Source organism: Vibrio sp. SCSIO 43155 (assembly GCF_023716605.1).
Classification (GTDB): domain Bacteria; phylum Pseudomonadota; class Gammaproteobacteria; order Enterobacterales; family Vibrionaceae; genus Vibrio; species Vibrio harveyi.
This window is the reverse complement of sequence record NZ_CP071852.1, coordinates 736,028-751,113: the sequence shown is the minus strand read 5'-3', so window position 1 is coordinate 751,113 and position 15,086 is coordinate 736,028. Positions and strand designations below refer to the sequence as shown.

The window sequence follows — 15,086 nt, the reverse complement described above, 5'->3', positions numbered from 1 at the left end:
TTATTTATCATACAGATAATACAAACCACTCGAACTTTCAGTTAAAAATCTGTTACTCAGCTGTAGAGCATCAGGGTCATCCGGTTTATAATCCAAAAACTTTATATATTATCGACAGGAATTCCCATGCAACACCAACTTGTTGTGAAACGACTTGGACGCCAAGATTATGAGCCTGTATGGAAGGCGATGCATGAGTTTACTGACCAACGCACAGACGACACGCCTGATGAAGTTTGGTTGGTAGAACATAACCCAGTATTCACTCAAGGTCAGGCAGGTAAAGCCGAGCACCTGATTAATACCGGAGATATTCCTGTTGTTCAAAGCGATCGTGGCGGTCAGGTGACTTATCATGGTCCGGGTCAATTAGTCGCGTACTTCTTGATCAACCTACGTCGCAAAAAATTAGGAGTGCGAGATCTCGTTACGCACATCGAGAACCTCGTTATTAACACTCTTAAGGCATACAATATCGATTCTGCTGCACGACCTGATGCCCCTGGCGTTTATGTCGGCGGTAAAAAAATATGTTCTCTCGGACTTCGCATTCGAAAAGGATGCTCATTTCACGGCCTAGCGTTGAACGTCAATATGGACTTAGGTCCTTTTTTACGTATTAACCCATGTGGCTACGAAGGAATGGAGATGGTTCAAGTCAGCCAAGTTGGCGGTCCTGAAGACATCGAAGCCGTGGAAAAACAACTAATACAAGAACTCGTTACTTTGCTTGATTACGAGCAAGTAGATTTCAGCACAGAAGCACCTTCTCAAGGTAACAAAGCATGAGCAAACCAATCCAGATGGAAAAAGGCGTTAAATACCGCGACGCCGACAAGATGGCATTGATTCCCGTAAAGAACATGCCAACAGAGCAGAAAGAAGTGCTACGTAAGCCTGATTGGATGAAGATCAAGCTACCAGCCGACAGCCAACGTATTCAAGACATCAAATCAGCAATGCGTAAGAACAACCTTCACTCTGTATGTGAAGAAGCGTCTTGCCCTAACCTAGCTGAGTGTTTTAACCACGGTACGGCAACTTTCATGATCCTTGGTGCGATCTGTACTCGCCGTTGTCCTTTCTGTGACGTTGCCCATGGTCGTCCTCTTGCTGTTGAAGCTGAAGAACCAAAGAAACTTGCGAAAACCATCGCAGACATGAAACTGAAGTACGTTGTAATCACTTCTGTTGACCGTGATGATTTGCGTGATGGTGGTGCAGAGCATTTTGCTAACTGTAACCGTGAAATTCGCGAACTAAACCCGCACATCAAGATTGAAACTCTGGTTCCTGACTTCCGTGGTCGTATGGACGTGGCACTTGATCTTATGAAAGACAACCCGCCGGATGTCTTCAACCACAACCTAGAAACCGCCCCTCGCCTTTACCGTAAAGCTCGCCCAGGCGCGAACTACAAGTGGTCATTGCAATTGCTGCAAAAATTCAAAGAGCAGCATCCAAATGTACCGACGAAATCAGGTCTAATGATGGGTCTTGGTGAAACCAAAGAAGAGATCGTCGAAGTACTAAAAGATCTTCGTGCACATGGCGTAACTATGCTGACACTTGGTCAGTACCTAGCACCAAGCCGTCACCACTTGCCAGTAGAACGTTACGTTCCACCTTCAGAGTTTGATGAGCTAAAAGAGATTGCACTAGAACTTGGCTTCACCCACGCGGCGTGTGGTCCATTTGTTCGCTCTTCTTACCATGCTGATATGCAGGCTCAAGGTATTGAAGTGAAATAAGCTCTCGCTTGTTTTGATAAGAAAAGGTTGGCTCTGTGCCAACCTTTTTTGTCTCCATAGAACATAAAGCATCGTCATTCGAACAATAACCCTACTGGTTAAAACCAAACTCGCTATTTCGAAGAACCTACGAGATATCAGGATATCTTGTTTCAACACTCTCTAAGTAACAACGATAATTAGAGATTCCCTATCCCGCTCGTTCCTCGCTTGTAGGGAATGACAACGTTGGGCTCTTGAGTAAATCAAAAGTATATTCAGAGTCTAATAACCTTTTTCGTTTTCCACTCAAATACTCCCAAGCCTCCACATAACAACCTGTCTCTCAGAAACCAAAGCACGCTATTTCGAAAAGCCTAAGCTGATATTTCCATACGCTAGAAAAACAAAAAGGTCCTCAAACGAGGACCTTTCATCAATCAAATTATCACACTGAATCGCAGAAGTAGAACGAGTCAGCCTGTACTACTTTGCAAAGAAAGCGAATTTACACAGAGAACTATGCGTAAACTGGTAGACGCTTACAGATCTCTAGAACTTTCTGCTTCGTCGCTTCGATAACTTCCTCGTTGCCGATGTTATCTAGAACATCACACATCCAGTTTGCTAGCTCTTTCGCGTCATCTTCAGTGAAGCCGCGGCGAGTAATTGCTGGCGTACCAACACGGATACCAGACGTTACGAATGGGCTGCGTGGGTCGTTTGGAACCGAGTTCTTGTTTACTGTGATGTTTGCTGCACCTAGTGCTGCATCTGCATCTTTACCTGTAATGTCTTTGTCAATTAGGTCAACTAGGAATAGGTGGTTCTCAGTACCGTTAGATACGATTTTGTAACCACGCTCTTGGAATTGACCAACCATTGCTTTCGCGTTTTTCACTACGTTAGCTTGGTAAGCTTTGAATTCAGGTTCCATCGCTTCTTTGAACGCTACAGCTTTACCAGCAATAACGTGCATTAGAGGACCACCTTGGCCGCCAGGGAATACCGCTGAGTTCAGCTTCTTGTACAGCTCTTCACCTTCGTTAGAAAGGATAAGACCACCACGAGGACCTGCTAGCGTTTTGTGCGTCGTTGTTGTCACAACGTGAGCATGTGGAACTGGAGTCGGGTACTCGCCTGCTGCGATTAGACCAGCAACGTGCGCCATGTCTACGAATAGGTAAGCATCAACTTTGTCTGCGATTTCACGCATGCGTTTCCAATCAACGATTTGCGAGTAAGCAGAAAAACCACCGATGATCATCTTAGGCTTGTGCTCAAGCGCTAGCTGTTCCATCTCGTCGTAGTTGATTTGACCTGCTTCGTCGATACCGTAAGGAATAACGTTGTAGTGCTTACCAGAGAAGTTTACTGGTGAACCGTGAGTTAGGTGACCACCGTGCGCTAGGCTCATACCTAGAACTGTGTCGCCTGGGTTTAGAAGCGCCATGTAAACTGCGCTGTTTGCTTGAGAACCTGAGTGAGGCTGTACGTTCGCGTACTCACAACCAAATAGTTGGCATGCACGATCGATCGCTAGTGCTTCAGCTTTATCTACGTACTCACAACCGCCGTAGTAACGCTTGCCTGGGTAGCCTTCAGCGTATTTGTTCGTTAGCTGAGAACCTTGAGCTTCCATTACACGTGGACTTGTGTAGTTTTCAGAAGCGATAAGTTCAATGTGTTCTTCCTGGCGAAGAGTCTCTTCCTGGATAGCTGCGAACAGTTCCGCATCGTAATCTGCGATGTTCATATCACGCTTAAGCATCTGTATCTCCTGACTCAGATTGGTACTGAAAGTTGCAAAAAAACTGAATAACGACCTAACGCAAACGTTTTCGTCGACCTAATGGCGCGCATTCTACATAATTTGATCTAGGTCATAAAGAGAAATTTACAATTTTTCTCATGCAGTTTTTTCATGGTGACAAGCGAGAAATATCATGACGATGTTGCAATCGTTTAACCATGATTCCCTGACTGTCAATTTTGTGCTTTACACCCTGTAAAACAACAATTACATAGGTTTACCGCAAATTTTACCCTCTAGCTACCGAAAAGATCATCTTTTTACTACTATGCACGCCCGAATTATCACAAACGACTGCATATTAGATGGAAAAACACTCAAGAAAAGAAGACTGGATGGCAATTCTTACAGGTACCTTTTTGGTAGCTCAAGGCGTTTTCTTTCTCCAATCCGCGAACCTCTTAACTGGAGGCACAACCGGATTGGCTCTGCTTATTAGCCAATTTACACCTTTTACGTTTGGTGTGCTTTACTTTTTAGCCAACTGTCCTTTTTACTTGCTCGCATGGAAACGCTTCGGTCGTCACTTTGCCATTAACAGTGCAATTTCTGGCGCTTTGGTTTCTATCTTTGCTGATCACCTGTATTTACTGATTTCATTGGAATCAATCAACGAAATTTACTGCGCGGTAGCGGGTGGCTTGCTGATGGGCTTGGGTATGTTGATCCTATTCCGTCATCGTTCAAGCTTGGGCGGCTTTAACGTATTGTGCTTATTCATCCAAGATAAGTTCGGTATTTCTGTAGGTAAATCCCAGATGGCAATTGACGCATGTATCTTGTTTGCGTCTTTCTTCTTCGTCACACCTTGGGTTATTGGGTTGTCGATACTTGGTGCCTTCGCACTGAACCTCGTGCTTGCGATGAACCATAAACCGCATCGCTATTCGGTCAGCTACGGTTCATAGCCTTTCCATGATGATTGGAGCGCAATTTATAAGATTTTGCGCTCCAATGACTATATAATATCTCGCCATTCACTAATCACTCATGATGGTATGCGAGACTTTCTACAACAAGCCAAACAAACCAAAAGTCAGATTGCTATTGGCGAGCTTATCTACAATCCAGAGACTCAAACTCTGCATAAACAAGCAGTCAGTATCGATCTTGAGCCGCGTACCGTCGAGTTACTGGAACTGTTACTCACCAGTGTTGGGCACCCACTCTCTGCTGAAACTATCATCGAGACCATTTGGCAAAGTAAGTTCATTTCAAAGAATGTCCTAACCAACCGAATCAGTACACTCAGAGCTTTGCTTCAAGAACACTTGCCGGAGCACGATGCAGCCAAATTGTTGGTCACCTACCCACGTAAAGGTTACTTCCTTAATCCAGCCAATATTCAATTGCTACCTCCAGCCCAGAAGGCTCAGCAAACCAAAGAGCCAGCTAAGAGCAACCTTGCCCCTGCGTCTCACAAATTCAAACTTGTTTATGGCTTATGCGCCGCACTTGCGCTAATGAGTATTGGGCTTGGGGTGACGCTGTGGCAGCAGCAAGGCATTTCAACTCAGCAAACTCGAAACCAACTCTTAATCCCTAAAGTAGAGTTATTGCTGAACCGTGTTGATGCTATAGGCACCACTGCTCGTGAGTACCGAACTCTAGTGAAAGCGATCTTGTTGCAGCAACAAGTCGAGTATCCTTATACCGATATCGCTAACCAAGATGCGCCGAGCTACTTTCTCGACCCAATTAATGAGACCCCTTATTTCCCTGGCGCACGAAACATGCAAACCAGCGATTATCAGCTCAACATTGAGCTAAAAGATGATTCCACAGAAGGGGGACTCAAAGCGCAAATGAACCTAATTTACCCAGCGACGGGAAAATTGGCGTTTCGTAATCAATACGAGCTCCGTATCAGCCATCTACAATCAGATATCTTTCGTATGCATGCAGATATCGCTCAATACTTTAATTTGCCTGCGCCTTCTCAGAGCAATTGGCAGTTAACCGATGCACACGAGAAGATGTTACTGGATGAGCAATTCTCAATGGATGGTATTAAAAACATGGATGAGTTTACTGCCATCACGATAGCTCGCCATCTCGCGTTGTACGAACAAAATCAAACTAAACTCGAAGGTTTTCTTTATCAAGTACAATCCGAGTTCGATGCCTTACCCGATGAGCTTAACTTATGGATGGGTATCCTCAATTACAAGCTCGGCAATCTTGATAAGGCGAAAACCTTATTGACGACACCGGCGGGAGACTCATTAATTCAGAATGCCCTGATTTACACTTTTGTATCTCATATTGCCTACAAGCAAAATAAGCTTGATCAGTTCCGCTTAAATTACATGGAATCGCTCGTAGCTCTTTTACGTGTTATGCCTTCTGAAGAGTTATTCAGTCGTTTGTCTCAGCCGGAATCGAAAGAAACCTGCTTACAGCCTTGGAAGAAGTTGCGTGTCAGTATTAAAGAAAAGGAAATTGTGATGCGCTGGAAGGCATTAATTGAAGAATACTGCACCAATATCGAAGAAGATATTAACCCAGAAAAAACAAAGACCTAAATATAAAATTAAGCTTTCATTTAACTCTATTAGTTTTTGTTTTTTGCCCTTTTTCTCACTCAAAACTTAGCATGGCGACATTCAAATAACGGCTCGATTTATCAGCCTTCTAAAATTAGGAATGTAAACTCATGCTTAAAAAAATGACGCTTCTCGCAGCAGCTACGATCGCACTTTACGGCTGTGGAGGGGGCGGTTCTTCTTCTGGTTCTACAAGCGAAAGCAAAGGTCCACAATCAAGCTTCGACTACCCAATCCAAAACTCATCTTTCAAACCTGAAGCAAGTACAACGCTTCACTACGTCACTTCTGCTGACGGTCAACAGGGCGAACCTATAACGATAAGCTTTGAGCCAATGGCTGTTCAAAAGCTCATCGACCGACTACGCGACACCCAGCAAGATGACCCTTTTATTCCCGTTATCCAACTTCTGGAAAACAACGGCATTACACAGTTCTACCTAGACAGTAGCGAGCAAGAAGGTAATACCATTTACTTTGCTGGTATTGACGGTGCGCTGCATGAAGTTACCGACCTTTATCTCATTGACTCTCTATCCAACGTCATGATGATGAACAGCAGTCCTCTATTTCGGTTAGAGGGGGCAACGGTGAAAGAGAAGGATCCAAACATTGATATCAGCAAACATCTTGTATCTGTAATCGTAGATTTGTCAGGAGAGCAAGTGAAACGCATGCTTGATTCCTTTGATGATAATCCTTGGGTAAACGCGTTAGCTGATAACGCTCAGTGTAAAACCACTTGGAGCCAACAAGTTGGGGAAACAGGTGCCCGTAAGACGTTTAATGTCTCCGGTAAATCGGTTGAAGCGGCATACCTAACCGAGAAAAATACTTATAACCTTGTATGTGACGGTATGGAATTGATCGATTCAAAAGAGTTTGAGAGTTCTGCTGAACGCTGGTTTAACCCAACTCTAGGATTCATTGAGCAAGTAGAACTGCTAAAGAGTGAACAGATTCAAGTGAGAGAAACGAAAGTAACTTTGAATAAGATCGAAAAAGCTTAATTCAGCCATCAAATCTTATTTAGATAAAAAGCAAAGGCTTTGGGGAGCACTCCAAAGCCTTTTGTTTAGGACCGAAATCCTTAGGGGAAGCTTAATTTTTACTCTTCAATCAGCAAGATGCGAGTTTCGTAAGGACGCAATACCTGATGACTAGAAGCAATCGCGCTGGTCGCATTTTGATAGTTGGAAAGCAGATTTTTGGCTTTACTCATATCAAAGCGCTCTGGTAATACACACTCTACTTCTTCGCCGTAATAGTTGTTAATACACAGCAGCGTTTGCTTGTCGTTCTGACGTGCGTAAGCAAAAATACGTTTGTGCTCAGGCAGTAAGTCCTCGTAACGACCATCGGTGATGACTGGTACCTGTTTACGCAGTTCAATCAAGCGCTTGTAGAAGTAGAACACCGAGTTTAAATCGGCAATCGCGGCTTCTGCGTTGATCTCTGAATAGTTCTGAGCCACCTCTAGCCACGGCGTGCCCTCAGTAAAGCCCGCGTGTTTCGCGCTGTTCCATTGCATTGGCGTACGTGAGTTATCACGCGACTTCTGTGCCAAAATCGCCATCATATCGTCGTGAGATACGTCATCGCGATTGACCATGATGTCGTACATGTTCGTGCTTTCAACATCGCGATATTGGCTGATTTCGGTGTAGCCCGGGTTGGTCATGCCGATCTCTTCACCTTGATAAACATAAGGTGTGCCTTGCATCATGTGTACCGATGCCGCAAGCATTTTGGCAGATTCAACACGGTATTGTTCGTCGTTACCTAATCGGCTCACAACGCGTGGTTGGTCGTGGTTACACCAAAATAGCGCGCCCCACCCTTTGCCATTTAAGCCAGTTTGCCAATGGTTGAAGATCTGTTTCAGTTGGATGAAATCAAACGGCGCTTTCGTCCACTTATCACCATTTGGGTAATCAACTTTTAGGTGGTGGAAGTTGAACACCATTGACAGCTCTTTGCCATCTTGCGCTGAATACTGCTGACAATGCTCTAGCGTGGTGGAAGACATTTCACCCACCGTCACGCTACCGTACTTTTGGAACACAGCTTCGCTGATCTCTTGAAGATATTCATGTACGCGAGGACCGTCAGTGTAGAAACGGCGACCATCACCAATATCATCACTTGGAAAATCTTGTTGCTTGGAAATCAGGTTGATGACATCTAGACGAAAACCATCCACACCTTTCTCTGCCCAGAAGCTAATGACTTCTTTCACCTCTTCACGCACTACCGGATTTTCCCAGTTTAGGTCCGCTTGCTCTTTAGCAAAAAGGTGCAAATAGTACTGACCCGTTTTTTCATCCAGCGCCCAAGCGTTGCCACCAAACTTAGATTGCCAGTTGTTTGGCTCTGCGCCATCTACCGGATCTTTCCAGATGTAGTAATCACGGTACGGGCTGTTTTTATCACCCAGTGCTGATTGGAACCACTTGTGTTCTGTCGAAGTATGATTCACCACGATATCCATGATGATTCGAATACCCAGCTGGTGAGCCTCAGCCAACAGGGTATCGAAATCTTGCATGGTGCCGAAATCTGGGTTGATCGCATAGTAATCGGAAATGTCATAACCGTTGTCGATCATTGGTGATTGATAAACCGGCGTCAGCCAAATCGCATCCACACCAAGGTGTTTTAGATAATCCAGCTTAGAAATGATCCCTTTGATATCGCCCGTGCCTTTACTTCCACTGTCACAAAAGCTTTTTGGGTAAATTTGGTAGATGGTTGCGGTTTTCCACCAGCTCTCATCATGCTTGGTCATTGCCATTTCTAACGCTCACTTACCATTAAACGGAAACTTAAAAATCTTAAAAAAATAGAGGAGATAAACGAGGCAGCCAAATCACTGCCTCAGTTTGAATTACGCGTTAGCGGTTTCTAACTCGCCTTTCATCTGTGCGCGCTTATACAACACAAGCGTCAGCGCGACTGGGACGACAATCGCCACCAACATCGCCAGAGCAAATACGCCCCAGAACTGCGGTTGGATAGACAAGATGCCCGGCAAACCGCCCACACCGATGCCGTTCGCCATCACACCTGCACTACCACAGATAGCAGCGGCAATCGCACTACCGATCATCGCGCTCAGCATTGGGAATTTGTATTTCAAGTTGATGCCGTACATCGCTGGCTCAGTCACACCAAGGTAAGCAGAGATAGCCGCAGGCACCGAGATATCACGCTCACCGTGTTTTTTACTGATGATAATGATGCCGACTACTGCAGACGCTTGAGCAATATTTGAAAGAGCAATCAAAGGCCAAATTGGCGTGCCACCTAGCTCTTGCATCAGTTGAAGATCAACCGCGTTAGTGGTGTGGTGAATACCGGTAATTACCAATGGCGCATATAGGAAACCGAAGATGGTTGAGCCAATCATTGCGAAGTCACCCGTCATGGCTGCTTTTGCTGCGAAAGCAACGCCGTCACCTAACATACGACCAAATGGACCAATGATAGAGTGCGCAAGAATCACAGACACGATGATAGAAACAAACGGCACGACCACTAGGTAGAGGTAAGAAGGAATGATGCGTTTTAAGTTGGTTTCAATAAACGCCAGAGCCATACCAGCAAGCATCGCTGGAATCACTTGCGCTTGATAGCCTACTTTCTCGATGGCGAATAAGCCAAAGTCCCATACTTCAGGCACTTGCTTACCAATTAAATAGGCATTCATTAACTGTGGCGAAACCAGCGTCACGCCCAATGTGATACCCAGAATCGGAGTACCGCCAAGCTTTTTCACTGTCGACCAACACACGCCAACCGGTAGGAAGAAGAAGATCGCCTCACCAATTAGCCATAGGAAAGAGTGTACCGTTGCCCAAAACTGGCTGATTTCCGTTAGCGTTTGACCATCAAACATCTTGATGTCGCCAATCACGTTACGGAAACCAAGAATCAAACCACCGGTGATGATCGCTGGTAGCAGTGGTACAAAGATTTCAGCAAGGTGGGAAATACCACGCTCAACGATGTTCATATTTTGACGAGCAGCGTTCTTAGATTCATCTTTGCTCGATTCACTTTTGCCGCTAAGCTCGATCAGTACTTTGTAAACCTCATCAACTTCAGTGCCGATAACGACCTGAAATTGACCGGCATTGGTAAAGCAGCCCTTCACCATAGGCAGTGCATCTAACTGTTTTGTATCGGCTTTGTCAGTGTCATTCAACACGAAACGCAAGCGAGTTAAGCAGTGGCTTACACTGGCAATATTGTCCGATCCCCCGACCAGCTCAATAAGACGCTGTACATCTTGACGCGCAATCTTACTCATAACTTTGTCCACCCTGTATTGGATACATTCAATTCATCGTTTTATTTTTATAATGGGAACATTCCCACTCGATGATTTTAATATTGCCATTTCGCATTCAAAAACAAAATGGGAACAGTCCCATTAATTGAGAATGATCACAGTATAATTTTAGAGCAGATCATCGAAAGGAGGATTAATGACGGATAGGTTGCTGGGTAAAATGCACCACAGACTCATCACCATTTAATTGATTTATCAGCATGTTAGCGGCTTTTTCACCAGCATGAGCGTAGCCTGGATCCACGCTAAAGACCTTCGGGAAGAGAAAAGAAAGCAATTCGTTACCACCGACACCGGTAACCACCACATCTTCACGTCCCACTTCTTGCAGACGTTTAATCACACCTAGAGCGATGGTATCACTGGCACAAACAATGGCTTGTGTATCGGATTGAAGAACGTGATCCACCAGCTGATACGCACTTTCGTGGCTAAGCTTGCCAGTTTTAAAACATGGTTCGATGCGCTTTTTCTCACACCAAGCTTGGTAAGCATTTAGGCGAGCGAGACCTGTAGTGCGGTCTTCTGGATCAACACCAATGTAGGCAATACGAGAAATAGATTGTTGTTCCAGGTGGGAGAGCGCCATATCGATAACGCCTTGGTTGTCGTAGTTGATCGAGGAAACCATTTGTGTGTCCATCGCGATCACGACAATGCGATTGCCCCACTCCGCTAACGCTTGCTCATCACATCCAGTAAAGCCAAACACGATCACCCCATCGACATTGCGACGTTTAAGCACATCCAAATGCTCATTGGTTTTATCACGATCGAACTGGCTCTCCATGATCACGACATCGTATCCGGCTGAGTACAAAGCGTTGAGCATGGTCCCAACAGCGCGGTTTTCTGATGGTGAATCCAGACGAGAGATGATCACACCGATCACCTTTTGGCTGCCGCCACGCATCGACTGAGCCGATTTTGAGGGCACATAACCTGATTCACGAATGATTTGCTCTACCTTCTCACGCGTTTGCGGTTTTACCTTGGGATCATTGGTAAGCACACGACTGACCGTCGACTTGCCTACGCCAGCCAGTTTCGCGATATCAAGAATGGTGAGTTTTTTGCTCATAAGTGTTCAGACTAAAAGAAGGAATCAAACAAAAGGGAAGCAGCGGCTTCCCTTATCTCAGTCAGTAATGAAGATTACTTGTTTAGGTACGCAGGCACGTCTGCAATGCTATCTAATACTACCGTTGCAATCGCTTCGCCTTGTTCTGTTACTGGCTTACCAGTGCGAACCAAAATCTTAGTGCCAACGCCTGCCGCTTCTGCTGCCATCATGTCTTCGGCTTTGTCGCCGATCATCACAGATTTCTCCATGTCGATCTTCAAGAAGTCACGCGCAGAAATAAACATACCTGGTTTTGGCTTACGACAATCACAATCTTGCTTGTACTCGCCAATGCCATGCTCCGGATGATGCGGGCAGTAGTAGATGCCGTCGAACTCAACGCCATTATCAGCGAAGTTCCAGTCCATCCATTGAGTCAGAGACAAGAAACGGTCTTCGCTGAATTTACCACGTGCAATGCCAGATTGATTGGTCACAAGCACCAGCAGGTAGCCTTTATCTTTCAGCGCTTTTGTCGCTTCAAAGACACCGTCAATGTACTCAAAATCATGTTCGTCATGAACGTAGCCGTGGTCAACGTTGATCACGCCGTCACGGTCGATAAAAACAGCAGGTTTTGCCAAAACGTATTTCTCTATTTACTCGGTTTTATCAGATTATTACATACCTTATAAGCACTCACACTATCTAATTGGTGTGAGTGGGCGACAAAACAGTTGATTTGTCGCCCGAGAATCGGTAAATCTTGAGTATCCCTCTTATATATGCCCTTCCGCCAAACATTCTCTGTTTTCCTTTCCCAACAGAACATCCATACATTTAGACGTCTAGACGTAAAAATATCTATTGACTTAATACTACTTAACCCATAGCATCAACTGAGAATTGAGATAGAGTTCAAAATTTACTCCTGTTAAAAGCCGTTTTTAACAGCGAAGTTCCCAGTATCTCTGTGCAGGTTGAAACATGATAGAAATAAAAAACGTCAATAAAGTGTTCTACCAAGGCAGTAAGGAAATTCTTGCCCTTAAGGACATTAATCTAGATATCGCGAAGGGCACCATCTTCGGTGTTATTGGCTCATCGGGCGCGGGTAAAAGTACCCTAATCCGCTGTGTGAACATGCTGGAAGCCCCGACATCGGGTTCCATCATCGTAGATGGCGTTGATCTAACCAAATTAAGCAAAAAGCAATTGGGAGACACTCGCCGTAACATCGGGATGATCTTCCAACACTTTAACCTGCTGTCGTCTCGCACCGTTTTCGACAATGTCGCACTCCCTCTTGAGCTAGCAGGCAAAGACAAAGCGCAAATCACAACAAAAGTGACTGAGCTACTTAAACTCGTTGGTCTTTCAGACAAGCATGAAAGCTACCCAGCAAACCTAAGTGGTGGTCAAAAGCAACGAGTAGCGATTGCACGTGCACTGGCATCAGACCCTAGCGTTTTGCTGTGTGACGAAGCAACCAGTGCACTGGATCCAGCAACGACTCAGTCCATCTTAGAACTACTAAAAGAAATCAACCGCAAGCTCGAAATCACCATTCTTCTGATCACTCACGAAATGGAAGTGGTTAAGAGCATCTGTCACGAAGTGGCGATCATCGGTGATGGTGAGCTAGTGGAAAAAGGTACCGTTGGTGAAATCTTCGCGCATCCGAAGACTGCACTGGCGCACGAGTTCATTCGCTCTACTTTGGATCTTTCTATCCCAGAAGATTACCAAGCTCGCTTACAAACCACGCGCGTAGAAAACAGCTACCCATTGGTTCGCTTAGAATTTACTGGCGCAACCGTGGATGCCCCTCTAATGACGCAGATCGCTCGTAAGTACAACATCGACGTAAGCATTCTAAGCTCTGATCTGGATTACGCTGGCGGCGTGAAGTTCGGCATGATGGTCGCAGAGCTGTTTGGTAACGAAGAAGACGATAACGCAGCGATTGAGTTCTTGCGTGAGCACAACGTGAAAGTAGAGGTACTTGGCTATGTCCTTTAATACGATTTCTGAATGGCTGAGCCTAAACTGCAACCTACTTTTGGGCGCAACATGGGAAACCCTATACATGGTTGCGGTTGCTGGCATCGTTGGTTTCGCAGTTGGTATTCCACTAGGCGTAATTTTGCACACCACTAAAAAAGGTGGCTTGCTGGAGAACACTAAACTTAATCGCGTGCTTGGCGCCATCGTTAACATTGGTCGCTCGGTTCCTTTCCTAGTGCTGATGGTTGCGATTATTCCAGTAACCAAACTGTTGGTTGGCACCTTTATCGGTACAACAGCAGCGATTGTTCCTTTGACTATCGGTGCAATCCCATTTGTGGCGCGTCTCATTGAAGGTGCACTGCTGGAAGTACCATCAGGTTTGGTTGAGGCTGCACAATCTATGGGCGCAACACCAACACAAATCATCACAAAAGTTCTGCTTCCTGAAGCAATGCCGACTATTGTTAACTCAGTAACGATTACCCTAGTAACACTTGTAAGCTACTCAGCAATGGCGGGTACGGTAGGCGGCGGCGGTCTTGGTGACGTAGCTATCCGTTATGGCTTCCACCGTTACGACGTAGTCATCATGGCAGTAACGGTCGTGATGCTGATTGTTCTAGTACAAATTATTCAGTCTATCGGTGATGCAATCGTACGCCGTGTAGACCACAGATAAGAATTGAAAATACCAATTATAAGGAGATAAAGATGAAATTTAGCCTTAAGAGTCTTTTGACTGTTGCAACTGCCGCTTCTGCACTGGTTCTTGCTGGTTGTGGTGACAAAGAAGTCGACGTGAATAAAGTAAAAGTTGGCGTAATGGCAGGTGCTGAAGCTCAAGTTGCGGAAGTTGCAGCAAAAGTTGCTAAAGAGAAATATAACCTGGATGTTGAGTTGGTTACCTTTACCGATTACGTAACACCAAACGCAGCACTAGATGATGGCTCAATCGACGCAAACGCGTTCCAACACAAGCCATACCTAGATCAGCAAGTAAAAGATCGTGGCTACAAGCTAGTAACTGCAGGCAACTCTTTCGTATACCCTATCGCTGGTTACTCTAAGCAAGTGAAATCAGTGGATGAAATCGAAGATGGTGCTCGCATCGCGGTTCCAAACGATCCAACTAACCTAGGTCGTTCTCTTCTACTTCTTGAGCAACAAGGTCTGATCGAACTGCGCGATGGCGTTGGTCTACTGGCAACAGTACGTGACATCGTAGGTAACCCGAAAAACATCACTATCGTTGAACTAGACGCAGCACAGCTTCCACGTTCTCTTGATGACGTTGCGGTTTCTATCATCAACACAACTTACGCAAGTTCAATTGACCTAACACCTGAGCGTGACGGTATCTTCGTAGAAGACAAAGAGTCTCCATACGTAAACCTTATCGTTGCTCGTGAAGACAACGTTCAAGCAGCTAACGTACAAAACTTCGTGAAAGCATACCAAACAGATGAAGTTTACGAAGCAGCGAAAGACATCTTCAAAGGTGGTGTAGTGAAAGGTTGGTAATCCCCTCTTTCTACAACACTTTAAACTTAAAAAGGGCGCTCATCGGAGC

At 45.2% G+C, this 15,086-nt stretch carries 13 protein-coding genes; 8 read left to right on the top strand and 5 right to left on the bottom strand.

Annotated features, from left to right (window positions below; translation table 11 throughout):
• Positions 1-126: 126 nt before the first annotated feature.
• Together lipB and lipA are read left to right on the top strand one after the other, a co-directional pair.
• Positions 127-789: a lipoyl(octanoyl) transferase LipB gene (gene lipB / locus J4N44_RS03425; protein ID WP_005447534.1), complete on the top strand. Its 663-nt coding sequence runs from the start codon at positions 127-129 to the stop codon at positions 787-789.
• Complete coding sequence (gene lipA / locus J4N44_RS03420; protein ID WP_005447535.1) at positions 786-1,751, top strand: lipoyl synthase; 966 nt, start codon at positions 786-788, stop codon at positions 1,749-1,751. Before lipB ends, lipA begins: the two co-directional genes overlap by 4 nt.
• Before the next feature lie 499 nt (positions 1,752-2,250).
• Here the strand turns inward: lipA and glyA are convergent, their stop codons facing one another.
• Positions 2,251-3,501, bottom strand: coding sequence for a serine hydroxymethyltransferase (gene glyA / locus J4N44_RS03415; protein ID WP_005440106.1), 1,251 nt, complete (start codon positions 3,499-3,501; stop codon positions 2,251-2,253).
• A 347-nt stretch (positions 3,502-3,848) separates the two neighbouring features.
• Between glyA and J4N44_RS03410 the strand changes: the two genes are divergently transcribed.
• The 3 genes from J4N44_RS03410 (at position 3,849) to J4N44_RS03400 (ending at position 7,099) form a co-directional block, all read left to right on the top strand.
• On the top strand, positions 3,849-4,451 hold the full coding sequence (locus J4N44_RS03410; protein WP_005447540.1) for a YitT family protein: 603 nt from the start codon (positions 3,849-3,851) through the stop codon (positions 4,449-4,451).
• 90 nt (positions 4,452-4,541) lie between these two features.
• Positions 4,542-6,068, top strand: coding sequence for a winged helix-turn-helix domain-containing protein (locus J4N44_RS03405; protein ID WP_005447542.1), 1,527 nt, complete (start codon positions 4,542-4,544; stop codon positions 6,066-6,068).
• 131 nt (positions 6,069-6,199) lie between these two features.
• Positions 6,200-7,099: a hypothetical protein gene (locus tag J4N44_RS03400; protein WP_029789176.1), complete on the top strand. Its 900-nt coding sequence runs from the start codon at positions 6,200-6,202 to the stop codon at positions 7,097-7,099.
• A gap of 98 nt (positions 7,100-7,197) precedes the next feature.
• On the opposite strand, the gene treC is transcribed toward J4N44_RS03400, so the two are convergent.
• From treC to gmhB, 4 genes are all read right to left on the bottom strand, one after another.
• Complete coding sequence (gene treC / locus J4N44_RS03395) at positions 7,198-8,883, bottom strand: alpha,alpha-phosphotrehalase (protein ID WP_252044851.1); 1,686 nt, start codon at positions 8,881-8,883, stop codon at positions 7,198-7,200.
• 93 nt (positions 8,884-8,976) lie between these two features.
• Positions 8,977-10,401 carry a PTS trehalose transporter subunit IIBC gene (treB, locus tag J4N44_RS03390; RefSeq protein ID WP_005440120.1) on the bottom strand — a complete coding sequence of 475 codons (1,425 nt, stop codon included), beginning with the start codon at positions 10,399-10,401 and terminating at the stop codon, positions 8,977-8,979.
• A 175-nt stretch (positions 10,402-10,576) separates the two neighbouring features.
• The gene (treR, locus tag J4N44_RS03385; protein WP_239210974.1) at positions 10,577-11,524 is read right to left on the bottom strand and encodes a trehalose operon repressor TreR; all 948 of its coding nucleotides are present in this window, start codon (positions 11,522-11,524) and stop codon (positions 10,577-10,579) included.
• Positions 11,525-11,598: 74 nt separating this feature from the next.
• Positions 11,599-12,150, bottom strand: coding sequence for a D-glycero-beta-D-manno-heptose 1,7-bisphosphate 7-phosphatase (gene gmhB / locus J4N44_RS03380; protein WP_005447547.1), 552 nt, complete (start codon positions 12,148-12,150; stop codon positions 11,599-11,601).
• A 343-nt stretch (positions 12,151-12,493) separates the two neighbouring features.
• Here gmhB and metN point away from each other — a divergent pair, with 343 nt between their 5' ends.
• Genes metN through J4N44_RS03365 form a run of 3 tightly spaced genes read left to right on the top strand, consistent with a single transcriptional unit; the run spans position 12,494 to position 15,037 of the window.
• Positions 12,494-13,528 carry a methionine ABC transporter ATP-binding protein MetN gene (gene metN / locus J4N44_RS03375; protein WP_252044850.1) on the top strand — a complete coding sequence of 345 codons (1,035 nt, stop codon included), beginning with the start codon at positions 12,494-12,496 and terminating at the stop codon, positions 13,526-13,528.
• A complete protein-coding gene (locus J4N44_RS03370) occupies positions 13,518-14,195 on the top strand; it encodes a methionine ABC transporter permease (RefSeq protein WP_252044849.1) in 678 nt (225 codons plus the stop codon). The genes metN and J4N44_RS03370 overlap by 11 nt, the downstream gene beginning before the upstream one ends.
• Before the next feature lie 32 nt (positions 14,196-14,227).
• A complete protein-coding gene (locus tag J4N44_RS03365; protein WP_005447551.1) occupies positions 14,228-15,037 on the top strand; it encodes a MetQ/NlpA family lipoprotein in 810 nt (269 codons plus the stop codon).
• Positions 15,038-15,086 lie beyond the last annotated feature (49 nt).